This is a genomic window from Actinomadura chibensis NBRC 106107, assembly GCF_001552135.1.
GTDB lineage: Bacteria > Actinomycetota > Actinomycetes > Streptosporangiales > Streptosporangiaceae > Spirillospora > Spirillospora chibensis.
On sequence record NZ_BCQP01000048.1, the window covers coordinates 20898 to 35249 of the forward strand.

The window sequence follows — 14352 nt, forward strand, 5'->3', positions numbered from 1 at the left end:
TGGCACGATCCTGCCCTGAGTTCGCGCGGCGGGGGGCCGCACGGGGGCAGGGGGGTGGCGTATGCGGGACCGGATCCAGGACGTGCTCGACCGCCTCGTCGAATCGGGCGCGGAGACGGGAGTGCAGGTAGCCGTCTTCCGGCACGGTGAGCAGGTGGTGGACGCGGTCGCCGGGGCGGCCGACGCGGAGACGCGGCGTCCGATGCTGCCCGACACGCCGGTGTACGGGTCGTCGGCCGGGAAGGCGATGACGGCGACGGTCGTCCACGTGCTGGCCGAGCGGGGCGCGCTGGCCTACGACGACCCGATCGTGAAGTACTGGCCCGAATTCGGCGCGCACGGGAAAGGGAAGACGACCGTCCGGCACGCGCTGACGCATTCGACGGGCGTGCCCGGCCTGCCCGAGGACACCACGCCCGAAGACCTGTGCGACTGGCGGAAGATGTGCGCGGCCGTCGAGGACGCGCGCCCCTGGTGGGAGGCGGGCGAGAAGGCCGGGTACCACAGCCAGTCGTTCGGCTACATCCTGGGCGAGGTGGTGCGCCGCGCGACCGGCCGCCGGATCTCGGACGTCCTGCGCGACGAGGTCGCGCGCCCCCTCGGCATCGAGGACGAGTTGTTCTTCGGCGTCCCCGAAGAGGCGCTGCCGAGGGTCGCGCGGCTGGACGACCCGTCCGGCACGAGCGACCTGCCCGCCGAGCTGGTCGCGTCGCTGCCGATCTTCAAGGTCGTCAACGGGTACACGGCGGGCCCGCTGAAGGCCATGCCGAACGCGGAGTTCGGGAACCGTCCCGACGTCCTGAGGGCCGACATCCCGGCGGGCGGGACGATGTCCGCGCGGGCCGTGGCCCGCATGATGGCCGCGCTCATGGACGAGGTGGACGGCGTCCGGCTCGTCTCGCCGGAGCGGTTCCGCGCACTGTCGGCGGTCGCCCGCGACGACCACGACGAGGTGTTCGGCGGCCCGGCGGCACGGGCACTCGGCTTCCTCATCGGCGCCCCCTGGCCCGCCGAGGGCCGCCCGGTGATCGGCTGGGGCGGCAGCGGCGGAAACGGCATCTTCACCGACCTCGCTTCCCACACGGTCATAGCCGTCTCCAAAAACCGCTTCACCGCAGGCGACTTCACCACCATGAAACAAATCGGCACCCTGATCACCTAACCCACCCGCAGAAGTCGGTCCGCGCACAGGTCCTGGGCCGCCCACCGCAACCACCACACCGCACGCACCCGCACCGCACGCACCCGGCACCGCACGCACCCGGCACCGCACGCACCAAGCGGCGCAGGCACCCGGCGCCGCACGCACCAAGCGGCGCAGGCACCAAGCGGCGCAGGCACCCGGCACCGCACGCACCAAGCGGCGCAGGCACCCGGCACCGCACGCACCAAGCGGCGCAGGCACCCGGCACCGCACGCACCAAGCGGCGCAGGCACCAAGCGGCGCAGGCACCAAGCGGCGCAGGCACCAAGCGGCGCAGGCACCAAGCGGCGCAGGCACCAAGCGGCGCGGGCGCCAGGCGGCTTTGGGGCGGGGGTGGGGCTCAGAGTTCTCTGGGTGCCGGGGTGTCCGGCTGGGTGGATCACCAGGAAAGGGGGTCGAGGCTCACAGGGAACTCTCAGACGTGCCCAGAGGACGCTCATTCCGGTCGGCGAGGCTGCCCGGCATGACGACGATCGAGGTACGCGGCCTGACCAAGCGGTACGGGCCGGAGACGGTCGTGGACGACCTCTCGTTCACCGTGGAGCCCGGCACCGTGACCGGTTTCCTCGGCCCGAACGGCGCTGGGAAATCGACCACGATGCGCATGATCTTGGGCCTGACCACGCCCACCAGCGGGACGGTGCGCGTGGGCGGACGCGAGTACGCGCGGCTTCCGGTGCCGCTCACCGAGGTGGGCGCGCTGCTCGACGCCGGGGCCATGCATCCCGGCCGCCGCGCCGACGACCATCTGCTCGCCATCGCGCAGAGCAACGGCATCCCGCGCACCCGCGTGGGACAGGTCCTCGGCCTGGTCGGCCTGGAGAAGGTGGCGCGGAAGCGGGCCGGGGGCTTCTCGCTCGGCATGCGGCAGCGGCTCGGCATCGCCGCCGCGCTGCTCGGCGACCCGCGGGTGCTGATCTTCGACGAGCCGGTGAACGGGCTCGACCCGGAGGGCATCCGCTGGATCCGCGGCTTCATGCGCGGCCTCGCCGCCGAGGGGCGCTCCGTGCTGTGCTCCAGCCACCTGATGAGCGAGATGGCGCTCACCGCCGACCACCTCGTCGTCATCGGCAAGGGCAGGCTCATCGCGGACACCGGCATGAGCGAGTTCACCCGCGCCAACGGCGAGGGCACGGTGCTCGTCCGCGCCGAGTCGACCGACGACCTGGCCCGCCACCTCACCGCGGCGGGCGGCACGGTCCGGCGCGGCCCGGACGAGGCGCTGATCGTCTCCGGCATGGACTCGGCCGAGATCGGACGGCTCGCGTCCTACCACGGCGTCGCCCTGTCCGAACTGACCCCCCAGGCCCCGTCCCTGGAGGACGTCTTCATGGCCATGACCAAAGACAGCGTCGAATACCAGGGGGCACCAGCATGACCGAACCAACGCGAGAAACGCACCGCCCCCTGGCTCGGGGACCCAGGGAGCATCACCCAGAAGAGCAGGACGACACGACCGAAGCCAAGCAAAGAACGCGTCGTGTTCTGGTTCGGGGGCTTAGGGGGCGCCGCGCCGAAGGGCAGGGCGGCACGGCTGATGCCGAGCGGGGAATGCGTGTTCTGGTTCGGGGGGTTGCGGGGCGCTATTCAGGAGGGCGGGGTGGGGTGAGGGGTTTCGAGGTGTGTGGGCGGGCGTCGGTGCGGTTTGGTGATCTTGTTCGGTCTGAGTGGACGAAGTTTCGCAGCCTTCGGTCGATGTGGTGGTCGCTGCTGGTCATGGTGGCGTTCAGTGTCACGATCACCCTTCTCGTGGGGAGCGACACCGGCGGTGAGTACCGCGCCATGAGCGCGGCCGACAAGCGGACGTGGGATCCGACCGGCGCGTCGCTGAACAGCTTCTTCGCCGGGCAGCTCGCGATCAGCGTGCTCGGCATCCTGGTCGTCACGTCCGAGTACGCGACCGGCATGATCCGCACGTCGCTGGCCGCGATGCCGCGCCGCGGGCGGCTGCTCGCCGCGAAGACGCTGGTGTTCGCGGTGATCGCGCTCGTGGCGGGGCAGGTCACCGCGTTCGCGACGTTCCTCGCGGGCCAGGCCGTGATCGGGCGCCAGGACGGTGTGCCCACCGCGTCGCTCGGCGACCACGGCGTCCTGCCCGCGGTCTTCGGCACCGGCCTCTACCTCGCCGCGATCGGGCTGCTCGCGGTCGCGGTCGGGACGCTGATGCGGGCGACGGCGGGCGGGCTCGCCGTCCAGGTCGGGATCACGCTGCTGGTCCCGGCGTTCGGCGGGCTCCTCCCGTCCTGGGTCCGGAAGGCGTTCGCGTTCTGGCCGTCGCTCGGCGGCCCCGAGGTGCGCAAGGTCCACCCCGACTCCGCGTATCCGCACGTGTGGATGAACCTCTTCGGAATGACGGTCGGCATCGCGATCCTGCTGGTGGCGGCGTTCGCCGTGTTCCGCCGCCGCGAGGTCTGATCGATGCCCGGGCACCGTCGCGGAGCGTCCCTATCCTGGCCGGTATGGACGAGGCGGGCCGGGGCGTGACGGCCGAACGGCTGCTGGTGGTGGACGACGAGGCCACGGTCCGCGAGCTGCTCTCCGCGGCACTGCGTTTCGCGGGTTTCGCGGTGGCGTCCGCGGCGACCGGGGCGGAGGCGGTCGCCGCGGCCGAGTCCGCGCCGCCCGACCTGGTCCTGCTCGACATCATGCTGCCCGACATGGACGGATTCGAGGTCGTCCGGCGGCTCCGCGCGGCGGGCCCGGTGCCGGTGCTGTTCCTCACCGCCCGCGACCGGCAGTCCGACAAGGTGACGGGACTGTCCCTCGGGGCGGATGACTACGTGACGAAACCGTTCGACCTGGAGGAGCTGATCGCCCGGATCCGCGCGATCCTCCGCCGCACCGCGGGCCAGGCCGTCGTGGTCCTCAGCGTCGGCGACCTGGAGCTGGACGCCGAGGGGCACCAGGTGACGCGGGCGGGACGTCCCGTCCGCATCTCCCCCACCGAGTTCCGCCTGTTGCGCTACCTGATGGAGAACGCGGGACGGGTGGTGAGCAAGACGCAGATCCTCGACCAGGTGTGGCGGTACGACTTCGGCGGCGACGCCAGCATCGTCGACACCTACATCTCCTATCTGCGGCGGAAGGTCGACACCGTGGAGCCGAAGCTCATCCACACCGTGCACGGCGTGGGCTACGTGATGCGCGAGCCGCGGCGATGATCCGGCGGCTGTCGCTGCGCGTTCGGTTGTTGCTGCTGACCGCCGGTCTGTTGCTCGCCGGGCTGGTGCTGCTCACCGCCGTCCTGTCCAACCGGCTGCAGGCGAACCTGCTCGGCCGGATGGACGGCCAGTTGCGCTCGCTCGCCACGATCGTCGCGCTCGCCCCGAACGGCGACAAGCTCGGCACCCCCAGGTCGCCGCAGGTGCTCGGCCCCGCGCTGGAGCTGCTCGGCACCCCTTACCTGGTGCTGCTGGACGGGAACGGCACGGTCGTCGACGGCATCCACGCGCCGCGCGAGGGACGCGGGGCGCTGCCGCCGCCGTCCGAGCTGCGCCGGGTCCGGGCGGACGGCTCGCCCGTCACGCTCGCGGCGGGCGACGGCTCGCAGCGCTGGCGCGCCATCGGGCTGCCGCGCCGCGACGCGACCGGCCCGGTGATCGCCGCCGCGTCGCTCGCCGACGTCGACGCCACGGTCGGCAACGTCCGGACCTCGGGGCTCGTCGGCGGGACGGTCCTGCTGACCCTGCTGACGGTCGCGGGCTGGTTCGCGCTCGGCGGCGGCCTGCGCCCGCTGCGCAAGGTCGAGCACACCGCGGCGGCGATCGCCGAGGGCGACCTCACCCGCCGGGTGCCCGAGCTGGCCGCGTCCGGCACCGAGGTCGGACGGCTCGCCCGGTCCCTCAACACGATGCTCGGCCAGTTGGAGCGGGCGTTCGCCGACCGGGCGGCGTCCGAGGCGCGGATGCGGAACTTCGTCTCGGACGTCAGCCACGAGCTCCGCACCCCGCTGTTCGGCATCAAGGGGTCGACGGAGCTGTACCAGATGGGCGGCTCGGACGCCGACGCGACGATCCGCCGCATCGACCGCGAGGCCGCGCGGCTGACCGTCCTGACCGAGGACCTGCTGTTCCTCGCGCAACTCGACCAGGCCCCCGAGTCGCAACTCGACCCGGCCCCCATGGATCTGCGCACCTTGGCCAACGACGCCCGCCACGACCTCAGGTCCCTGGACCCGACACGCCCGGTCGAACTCACCGGCCCGGACGGCGGGCCGCCCGGCGCGGCCCCGGTGAACGGCGACGAGGCGCGCCTCCGCCAGGTGGTCACGAACCTGGTGGGGAACGCGGTCGCCCATACTCCGTCCGGCACACCGGTCAGAATCGGCGTAGGGGTGACGGGCGACCGCGCCATTCTCGAAGTGGCCGACGAGGGCCCGGGAATCGGCGCGGAACAGGCAAGCCGCGTATTCGACCGCTTCTACCGCGCCGACCGTTCCCGGGACCGCTCCGCCGGAGCCAACGCGGGCCTTGGCCTGGCCATAGCCCGCTCCCTGGCCCGCGCGCACGGCGGCGACATAGAACTGGAAACGTCCCTGGGCAAAGGCGCCCGCTTCCGCCTGACCCTCCCCGCCCAAGACCGCTGAGCCGCCACCCGCGGATGAGCGTCACGCGGGCCCCCGCGGCTGCTAGTGGTGGTAGGGACCCGCAGCGGGTCTGGCAGCGGAAGGGGTTCGGGCATGCGGTGGAAGGTTCATTCCGAGGAGTCGATTTTCAGCGACCCTTGGCTGGAGGTCCGGCTCGCGGATGTGGAGATCACGCGGGGACGGCGGTTGCAGCATCGGGTGATCCGGTCGCGGGGTGCGAGCGCGGGCGCGGTCGTCGTCGACGCCGAACGGCGGGTGCTGCTGGAATGGCGGCACCGGTTCATCACCGACGCCTGGGGTTACGAGATCCCGATCGGCGGCGTCGAGGAGGGCGAGACTCCGGCCGAGGCCGCCGCTCGGGAAGTGGAAGAGGAGACGGGCTGGCGGCCGGGGGCGATGCGGCCGTTCACCGTCGTCCATCCGACGCCCGGCATCAGCGATTCGCGGCATCACATCTTCTGGGCGGACGGCGCCACCCGTATTGGCGCGCCCGCCGACGACTGGGAGTCCGAGCGCGTCGAATGGGTGCCGCTCGCCGAAATACGCGGCTTGGTCGAGGCCGGGAAGATCGTCAGTGGTACGAGCATGGCGGCCCTCCTCCTCGCCGCCCGCTGAGGGTCGGAGCACCCCCCAAGTTTGGGGATACGCCTTTGGTCGCCGGTCAGTGACGCTTGGGTGCACATCGCGACAGCGGAAACGACAACGGCGGAGGCACCGATGAACGATGCTTCAAGCGATCCCGGCGACGAGGTCGTTGTGAACGGAACCAAGGGCGGCCATTTCTTTCCCGGACCCGACCGGCCGGAAGCGGCGGTGGAATTCGCGCGGCGGCAGGCCGGGGCCGTCCGGTCGGAGCCCGTGCTCGCGTCGCACCGCGCGGCCGCCGCGGCCTGGCTGCACGAGAACGCCGACGAGTTCCGGGACGACCCCGGGGCGCTCATCGACGCGGTCATCGCGCGGGCGACGGCCCGTCCCGACCAGAAGACGCTGCTGGAGACGCACGCGCTGCTGACCGAACTGGGCCGGGACGCCGAGCTCTCGGCTCTGATCACCGAGCGGCTGACCGACGACGTCATGCGGCGGGTGTTCCGGCTCAGCGCCGCCGGCCACCGCGCCGCGGAGGGCTGAGCGATGTCCGTTCAGGCGACCACCATTCTCTACAAGGGCCGCGACCAGACCGGCGAAACCAAGTACGGCTATCTCGCTCAGGACGACCGGTACGGCCACGAGAACGGTCGCGACCTCCAGGACACCGGCTTCTACGAGCAGATCCAGTCCGTGCGGCTGTTCGACTCGTCGGTGCAGGACGTCTGCCAACTTTTCTTCACGGGCGACCAGTACGACAACGTCTACCAGTCGTGGTACGCGCTCAAGGGAAGAGGTCTTCTGAACATCACGGGAAACTGGGGCCCCGTGCGCAGTTATCTGCTGGTCGCCACGTCCCGGGACGGGGAGAACGAACTCAGGCTGAGCTACCGCGACCTGTTCTTCCAGCAATGGATCAGCATGATCGACGAGATGAAGGGCGACTCCATTCGCCGGGACGTCGACCCCGTTCTCACGTGGGAGATGTTCCCCACCGACCCGAGGTACCGATCGCTCGACCCGAAACTGACCTACCTCAAGGTCCACCAGGATCTCATGGCGCTCGTCCCGTCGCCGTACACCGACTACCACGTCTGGATGGAGTACTGGATCTACCTTTATCCCAGCGGCACGGGCGTGCGCGCGCACGTCCCGCAGTACGGGTGGTACGTCGACGGCGGCGCCCTGCACGACAACGTCCGCGACCGTTTCGTCTGGCGGGTGCGCGACGGAGCCGCGACGCTGCAGAACAAGGTCAACGAGAAACTCGCGCAATTCGACGGAATCGCCCCGAACGGCGTCCACGACGTGTACTACCTGCCGGGCAGGGTCCTCAAGCCGCCGACCCATACCGGTTTCACCGACGGCAACCTGACCACCAGCGATATCACCATCGTCGCGACCGCGCGATAGTCCGTTACCGCGGCATTGGACGGGACGAGAGTCCGGCGGTTACTCCTCCTTGAGCGCGGCGAGGCCGCGACCGGCCAGCACTTTCGTCCCGGGACCGGCGGCGGCGCCCGGCCCAGGCAATACCTTCACGCTGTCGGCGGTCACCGGTTCCCCGCACGACGAGCAGGCGACCTGGGGCGTGAATTCGGCGCCGCAGTCGCGGTGCAGCAGGCGCGCCGGCGGGCCGCCCGCCGGCGTCGCCCATTTGTCGCCCCAGGCCATCAGCGCCATCAGCACCGGCACGAGTTCGCGGCCCGCTTCGGTGAGGTGGTACTCGTGGCGCGGCGGCCGTTCCCGGTAGGCCCTGCGCTCCACGATCCCGTCCGCGACCAGGGCCTCCAGGCGGCGGGTGAGCAGGTTGCGGGAGATGCCGAGGTTCTCGGCGATGTCGTCGAACCGGCGCAGGCCGAGGTAGAGGTCGCGGACGATCAGCGGCGTCCACCACTCGCCGACGCGCTCCAGGGTCTGCCCGATCGAGCAGTGCATCTCAGCGAAGCTGGTCCGTTGCATGCCTCCGAGTGTAGTGGGTTGATTGATTGAACTCACTGTTGTACGGTCCGAGCAGGGGAGAGTTCAATGAGAGGACTGACTCGTGCCGTTCGTGGAGCTGTTCGTCCGCAGGGGTTCGCTCGACCAGGCCCGCCGCGAGGAGATCGGGGGACGCCTGGTCTCCGAGGTGATGGTCGCCGAGGGCGCGCCGGACACCGAGGCCGCCAGGTCCATTTCCTGGCTCGTGGTGAATGAGATCGACGCCTGGTTCGTGGGCGGAAAGCCGTTGTCCGCCGAGGAGAAGCCGAAATACGTGGTGCGGGTCGGCGTCCCCGCCGGTTCCATGGACGACGACAAGCGCCTGGAGATCGTGCGGCGCGTCACCAAGGTGCTCGCGGACGCCGACGACGATCCAGGACGTTTCGCCGAAGCGACCAGCGCCTGGGTCCATATCAACGAGGTTCCCGAAGGGAACTGGGGCGCCCGCGGGGAGATCGTGCGCTTCGAGGACATCGTGGAGCACGTGATCAACGGCTAGCGCGAGGCGGCGCTTGGACCTTGCCGATCCCAAGGGTGTTCTGCGCGGGCATCAGCCCGGTCTCCAGGACCTTGACGAGGATCGGCATCGTCAGTTCCGCCAGCCGGTCGGCCTTCTCCCGGCCGAGCGTCCGCCAGGGCTCGTAGGCGAGGTCGTCGGTGCTCCGCTCGACGGATTCGCGCAGCTCGCGTCCGCGATCGGTGGCGGTCCCGTCGGCGCGGACGAGCCCCCGGGACGCGAGCCGGTCGCGGGCGGCGGACCATTCGGCGTCCGTCCAGCCGCGGCTCGCGAACGTCTCGGCGGACGCGGCGCCGATCGCGGCGAACGACACGAGCGCCTCGGCCGGGTCGAGCCCGTGGGCGAGCAGCGCGGCGACGTGCCCGTCCCCGCGCTGCTCGCGCAGGATGCCGATCGCGTGCCAGAGGACGAGGTGCGGCGCGTCCGGCCAGTCCAGGTCGGCGTTGGCGGCGGCGAGCGGGCGCCCGGCGGTGCTCGCCGCCTCGGCGGCGGCCCGGGCGAGGTCGGCGGCCTCCGCCAGCGCCGGGTCGGCGATGCCGTCGCCGAGGAGCGTCCGGTACATCCGGTCGACGGCGCGGAGGCGGGCCTCTAGCACCCGGTCCGGCGCGGCGACCGCCCAGGCCGCCGGGACGTGCGCGCCGACCGTCCGCGGGCTGAAGCTGTAGAAGGCGGCCGCGACCAGCGCGGACCCGGCGGCCCCGAGCGGCGCGGCGCGCCAGGCGAAATAGCTGGGCCAGCGGGTGTCCACCGTGTAGCCGAGGGCCTCCGCCTCGGCGAACACGTCGGGCGAGTACCAGAACAGGGCGTGCACGGGTTCGAGCTGATGCCACATCCGCCGCGCCAGCGCGGGATCGTCCGCCATCACCGGACTCCTCTCAATCTTGACACTGACAAGACTAGCGTGCCACGGCACCGGTCGCGCCGGTCCCGGCGGGTCCCCTCCCGAGGCCCCCGCAGTAAGCTGGCCGGTCATGGCGGTGCCCGGAGGTCTGCGCGAACGCAAGAAGGAGGCGACGCGCCGCGCCCTGCACGCGGCCGCGATGCGCCTCACCGCGGAGCACGGCCTGGACGACGTCACCGTGGAGGCCATCGCCGACGCCGCGGGCGTCTCCCGCCGGACGTTCTCCAACTATTTCGGCGGCAAGGAGGAAGCACTTCTGTACGGCGCGGAACGCCGAATGGCCGCCCTTCTCGCGGCCTTCGAGTCGCGTCCCGCCGACGAATCCTCCTGGACGGCCCTGCGCGCCGCGCTGAGCGCATTGCGAGAAAGGCCGGAAGAACCCGATCCGCAATGGGCGGCGCAGGCCCGGCTGGCCCGGGAGCACCCGTCCGTCCTGGCCCGCCTGCTCCGCCAGTACGCCGAGTTCGAACGCCGTCTGGCCGACCTCATCGCCGCCCGCTCGGACCTCCCGCCCGGCGACGTCCGCTCCCGCGTCATGGCGGGCGCCTTCATGACGGCCCTCCGCATAGCCGCCTCGACGGGCATAGAAGAACGCCCCCTCCGCCCCCTCACCGAACTGGCCGAAGAAACGCTCACCGAAATGGCCCGCCCCTTCGACTGACCGGCTAAGGGCCGCCGCCGCCATTCCGTCAGCGTGCCAACTGGTCGCCGAGTGGGGTCCGGTGATAGAGGACGCGGCGGCCTTGGCGGGTGCGGGTCACCAGGCCCGAGTTGTAAAGGACGCGCAGGTGTTGGGATACGGCGCTTGGCGTGACCCTCAGGTGATGGGCTAGTTCCACCGTCGCCAGTGGCTCTTCCAGAAGGCGGAGCAGTCGGGCTTTCGGTTCGCCTATCAGGGCGGCGAGTGCGGCCGGGACGGGGGCGGGCGCTGGGCTCCACAGGGTCGCCACTGCGCGGCAGGGGTAGGCGAGCAGCGGGGGTTCGGTGGGGCTGACCGGCGGGGCCGGGCGGTGCGCGAACACCGACGGGATCAGCAGCAGGCCCCGCCCGGACGCCGCGACGCGGTGTTCGGCGATCGTCCTGTCGATCGTGAGCACTCCGTCCCGCCAGCGCAGGTCGGGATGCATGTCGGAGAACAGCAGGCGCGCGCCGCCCAGGGCGAGACGGCGGGCGCGGTAGGTCATGTCCGCCTCCATCACCAGCCGCATCCGCGGCCAGACCGGCTCGACGGCGAGCCGCCAGTACCGGCGCAGGACGTCGCGGATCGCGTCGCCGAGCCGGGCCACGGACGCGTCGTCACCCGCGGCCGCGCGCAGCGGCCCGGGCAGCGGGCCCGGCGCGTGCGCGGCGACCAGGTCACGGCGCATCACCTCGGGACGGCAGCGGCGGACGGCGGCCAGCTCGTCCTCGAACGCCGGGGCGAACACCGCCGGCGGCGGCGTCAGGAAGTCGGGCAGGGCGAGGCGCCGTCCGATCAGGGACATCAGCAGGGCCGTGTCGAGCGCGCCGAGCCGTCCGAGCACCGATCCGCGCCACGGCCGGTGCGGCGCGGACAGGCCGGGGTCGCGCAGCACCCGCAGGCTGAGCACGGCCTCCTGCAGCGGCGAGACCGTGAACCGGGCGGCGGCGAGGTCCTCGACGCCGAGCACGAAGCTGATCATTAAGCCGCACGCTACCTTCATCGACAGCGGCCCGCCGCCGTCGTGGACTGGCGGCATGACACGCGAAACACCCGGAACGGGCCGTCCCGTCCCGCCGCCCGGGATGCGGGCCCAGCTCGACTCGTCCTCCTACATGGGAGTGCCCACGTTCGGGTTGCGCCCGCATCTGACCGAGCCCGGACAACTGGACGAGTGGGCGCCCGACGTCGCCGTGATCGGGGCGCCGTGGGACGACAACACCACCAACCGTCCCGGCGCCAGGTTCGGCCCGCGCGCGCTCCGCGCGAACGCCTATGACGCGGGCAGCTACCACCTCGACCTGGAGATCGAGATCTTCGACCACCTGTGCGTGGTCGACTACGGGGACGCGATCGTCTCGCCGGGGGTGTGGGAGCCGTCCCGCGCGGCGATCCACCGGCGGGTGCTGGACGTCGCGAGCCGCGGCATCGTCCCCGTGGTGATCGGCGGCGACCACTCGGTGACGTGGCCGAGCGGGACGGCGGTCGCCGACCACCACGGCCACGGCAGGATCGGGATGGTCCACTTCGACGCGCACGCCGACACGGCGGACGTCCTGCGCGGCAACCTCGCCGGCCACGGGACGCCGATGCGGCGGCTGATCGAGTCGGGCGCGATCGCGGGACGGGACTTCGTGCAGATCGGCCTGCGCGGCTACTGGCCCCCGCCCGACGTGCAGGAGTGGATGCGCGAGCAGGGCATGCGGCACCACACCATGCAGGAGATCTGGGAGCGCGGGATCAAGGACGTGATGGACGACGCGATCGCCGAGGCGGGCGACGGCACCGACGGGATCTACCTGTCGATCGACATCGACGTGCTCGACCCCGGTTTCGCGCCGGGCACCGGGACGCCCGAGCCCGGCGGCCTCGCGCCGGTCGACCTGCTCCGGGCCGTCCGCGAGGTCGCGTTGCGGACGAACGTGGTGGCCGTGGACGTCACCGAGGTCTGCCCGCCCTACGACCACGCGGATCTGACCGTCAACAACGCCCACCGCCTGATCTGGGAGACCCTCGCGGGGCTCGCCTACAAGAAGCGCTCCGGTCGCTGACGCGGCTCAGGGGCGGGGGATGTTGCGGAGGTTGCTCCGGGCCAGGTCCAGCATTTTGCCCACGCCGCCCGTCAGAACGGTTTTGCCCGCCGCCAGAGCGAACCCCCGCACCTGCTGCGGGGTGATGTGCGGAGGGATCGAGAGGGCGTTCGGATCTGTCACAACGTCCAGCAGGTAAGGGCCGGGAGCCGCAAGGGCGCGCTCCATGACCGTGCGGACATCGGACGGGTTCTCCACCCGGGACGACTCGATCCCCATCGCCTGGGCGACCGCCGCGAAATCGACCGCCTCGTGGTCGGTCTCGTAGGAGGGGAAACCGTCCACCAGCATTTCCAGTTTCACCATGCCGAGCGACGCGTTGTTGAAGACGATGATCTTCACGGGGACGCGGTGCAGTTTCACCGTGAGGAGTTCGCCGAGCAGCATGCCGAGGCCGCCGTCCCCGGAGACGGAGACGACCTGGCGGCCCGGCGCGCCGTACTGGGCGCCGATCGCGTGCGGGAGGGCGTTCGCCATGGATCCGTGGACGAACGAGCCCATCACGCGGCGGCGCCCGTTCGGCGTGATGTAGCGGGCGACCCACACGTTGCACATTCCGGTGTCGACGGTGAATATCGCGTCGTCGGCGGCGAGGTCGTCCAGGACGCTCGCGACGTATTCGGGGTGGATCGGGATGTGCTTCTCGATGTCTCGCGTGTATGCGGAGACGACGTTCTCCAGCGCGCGGGCGTGGCGGTGCAGCATGTCGTCCAGGTATGACTGGTCCTGTTTCTGCTGGACCTTGTCGAGCACCAGCCGCAGTGTTTCGCCGATGTCGCCGTGCACGGCGAGGTCGAGCGGCGTGCGGCGGCCCAGCCTCGACGGGTCGTCATCGATCTGAATGGTGTTCTTGCCCGGCAGGAACTGGTCGTAGGGGAAGTCCGTGCCGAGGAGCAGGACGAGGTCGGCCGCCTGCATTGCCTCGTAGCACGCGCCGTAGCCGAGCAGCCCGCTCATGCCGACGTCGTACGGGTTGTCGTACTGGATCCATTCTTTGCCGCGCAGCGCGTGCCCCACCGGAGACAGGAGTTTGTGCGCGAGTTCCATCACCGCCGAATGCGCGCCCTGGACGCCCGAACCGCAGAACAGCATCACCTTGCGCGCCCGGTTCAGCGCCCCGGCAAGCTGCTCCACCTGGTCGGACGGCGGCCGCACGACGCCCTTCCGGACGAGGAAGTCATGCTCCCCGGTGGGCGCCACGGCGTCCTGGCTGGCCGTGTCGCCGGGCAGCGTCAGGACGGCGACTCCGCCGAGCCCCACCGCGTGCTGGATCGCGGTCCGCAGAATGCGCGGCATCTGCGCCGGGGTGCCGATGGCCTCGCAGTAATGGCTGCAATCGACGAAGAGGCGTTCGGGATGCGTCTCCTGGAAATAGCCGCTGCCGATCTGCGTGCTCGGGATCTGCGACGCCAGCGCCAGCACCGGCGCGCCCGACCGGTGCGCGTCGTAGAGGCCCTGCACCAGGTGCGTGTTCCCGGGGCCGCAGCTCCCGGCGCAGACGGCGAGCCGCCCCGTGGTCTGCGCCTCGGCCGCCGCCGCGAACGCGCCCGCCTCCTCGTTGCGGACGTGCACCCAGTCGATGCCGCCCGTCCGGCGGACGGCGTCCACGACCGGGTTGAGGCTATCGCCCACGACCCCGTAGACGCGCCGGACGCCCGCCTGCCGCAACACCTCGATGAACTGGTCGGCGACGGTCGCCATCGTCCCTCCCGAACCCCCTCGGCTGCCCCGCACCGGGACGATGCCCGATGATCGACCGCTGACACCCGCGTCCCGTCCGGGTTAAATAGTCAAACCATGAATCACCCGAG

Annotated in this window: 15 protein-coding genes; 11 read left to right on the forward strand and 4 right to left on the reverse strand. The window is 71.3% G+C overall.

Going from position 1 to position 14352, the window contains the following annotated elements; translation table 11 throughout:
- The first annotated feature begins 61 nt into the window (after window positions 1–61).
- From ACH01S_RS26905 to ACH01S_RS26940, 8 genes are all read left to right on the forward strand, one after another.
- Window positions 62–1162 carry a serine hydrolase domain-containing protein gene (locus ACH01S_RS26905; protein ID WP_067897301.1) on the forward strand — a complete coding sequence of 367 codons (1101 nt, stop codon included), beginning with the start codon at window positions 62–64 and terminating at the stop codon, window positions 1160–1162.
- A 505-nt stretch (window positions 1163–1667) separates the two neighbouring features.
- On the forward strand, window positions 1668–2582 hold the full coding sequence (locus ACH01S_RS26910; RefSeq protein ID WP_067897304.1) for an ATP-binding cassette domain-containing protein: 915 nt from the start codon (window positions 1668–1670) through the stop codon (window positions 2580–2582).
- A gap of 173 nt (window positions 2583–2755) precedes the next feature.
- Window positions 2756–3619 carry an ABC transporter permease gene (locus ACH01S_RS26915; protein WP_083981183.1) on the forward strand — a complete coding sequence of 288 codons (864 nt, stop codon included), beginning with the start codon at window positions 2756–2758 and terminating at the stop codon, window positions 3617–3619.
- 44 nt (window positions 3620–3663) lie between these two features.
- On the forward strand, window positions 3664–4365 hold the full coding sequence (locus ACH01S_RS26920) for a response regulator transcription factor (RefSeq protein ID WP_067897307.1): 702 nt from the start codon (window positions 3664–3666) through the stop codon (window positions 4363–4365).
- Window positions 4362–5789 (forward strand): sensor histidine kinase, encoded by a 1428-nt coding sequence (locus tag ACH01S_RS26925; protein WP_218010413.1) that lies wholly within the window; start codon window positions 4362–4364, stop codon window positions 5787–5789. Before ACH01S_RS26920 ends, ACH01S_RS26925 begins: the two co-directional genes overlap by 4 nt.
- 93 nt (window positions 5790–5882) lie before the next feature.
- Window positions 5883–6404 carry an NUDIX hydrolase gene (locus ACH01S_RS26930; RefSeq protein ID WP_067897310.1) on the forward strand — a complete coding sequence of 174 codons (522 nt, stop codon included), beginning with the start codon at window positions 5883–5885 and terminating at the stop codon, window positions 6402–6404.
- A 102-nt stretch (window positions 6405–6506) separates the two neighbouring features.
- Window positions 6507–6917, forward strand: a complete 411-nt coding sequence (locus tag ACH01S_RS26935; protein ID WP_148344142.1) for a hypothetical protein — start codon at window positions 6507–6509, stop codon at window positions 6915–6917.
- A 3-nt stretch (window positions 6918–6920) separates the two neighbouring features.
- Window positions 6921–7787: a hypothetical protein gene (locus tag ACH01S_RS26940; RefSeq protein ID WP_067897317.1), complete on the forward strand. Its 867-nt coding sequence runs from the start codon at window positions 6921–6923 to the stop codon at window positions 7785–7787.
- 39 nt (window positions 7788–7826) lie between these two features.
- Here ACH01S_RS26940 and ACH01S_RS26945 read toward each other — a convergent pair whose 3' ends face one another.
- Entirely contained in the window at window positions 7827–8336 is a 510-nt protein-coding gene (locus ACH01S_RS26945; RefSeq protein ID WP_067897321.1) for a winged helix-turn-helix transcriptional regulator, read from the reverse strand.
- A gap of 82 nt (window positions 8337–8418) precedes the next feature.
- On the opposite strand from ACH01S_RS26945, the gene ACH01S_RS26950 reads away from it, so the two are divergent.
- Window positions 8419–8853, forward strand: a complete 435-nt coding sequence (locus ACH01S_RS26950) for a tautomerase family protein (RefSeq protein ID WP_067897324.1) — start codon at window positions 8419–8421, stop codon at window positions 8851–8853.
- On the opposite strand, the gene ACH01S_RS26955 is transcribed toward ACH01S_RS26950, so the two are convergent.
- Window positions 8843–9733 (reverse strand): SCO6745 family protein, encoded by an 891-nt coding sequence (locus ACH01S_RS26955; RefSeq protein WP_067897328.1) that lies wholly within the window; start codon window positions 9731–9733, stop codon window positions 8843–8845. The genes ACH01S_RS26950 and ACH01S_RS26955 overlap by 11 nt on opposite strands.
- A 109-nt stretch (window positions 9734–9842) precedes the next feature.
- Between ACH01S_RS26955 and ACH01S_RS26960 the strand changes: the two genes are divergently transcribed.
- Complete coding sequence (locus tag ACH01S_RS26960) at window positions 9843–10433, forward strand: TetR/AcrR family transcriptional regulator (RefSeq protein WP_067897332.1); 591 nt, start codon at window positions 9843–9845, stop codon at window positions 10431–10433.
- 28 nt (window positions 10434–10461) lie between these two features.
- On the opposite strand, the gene ACH01S_RS26965 is transcribed toward ACH01S_RS26960, so the two are convergent.
- Window positions 10462–11433, reverse strand: a complete 972-nt coding sequence (locus ACH01S_RS26965; protein WP_067897335.1) for a helix-turn-helix domain-containing protein — start codon at window positions 11431–11433, stop codon at window positions 10462–10464.
- 55 nt (window positions 11434–11488) lie between these two features.
- Between ACH01S_RS26965 and speB the strand changes: the two genes are divergently transcribed.
- A complete protein-coding gene (gene speB, locus ACH01S_RS26970) occupies window positions 11489–12502 on the forward strand; it encodes an agmatinase (protein WP_083981185.1) in 1014 nt (337 codons plus the stop codon).
- A gap of 6 nt (window positions 12503–12508) precedes the next feature.
- Here the strand turns inward: speB and ACH01S_RS26975 are convergent, their stop codons facing one another.
- Window positions 12509–14242 (reverse strand): pyruvate dehydrogenase, encoded by a 1734-nt coding sequence (locus tag ACH01S_RS26975; RefSeq protein ID WP_067897340.1) that lies wholly within the window; start codon window positions 14240–14242, stop codon window positions 12509–12511.
- Window positions 14243–14352: the final 110 nt, after the last annotated feature.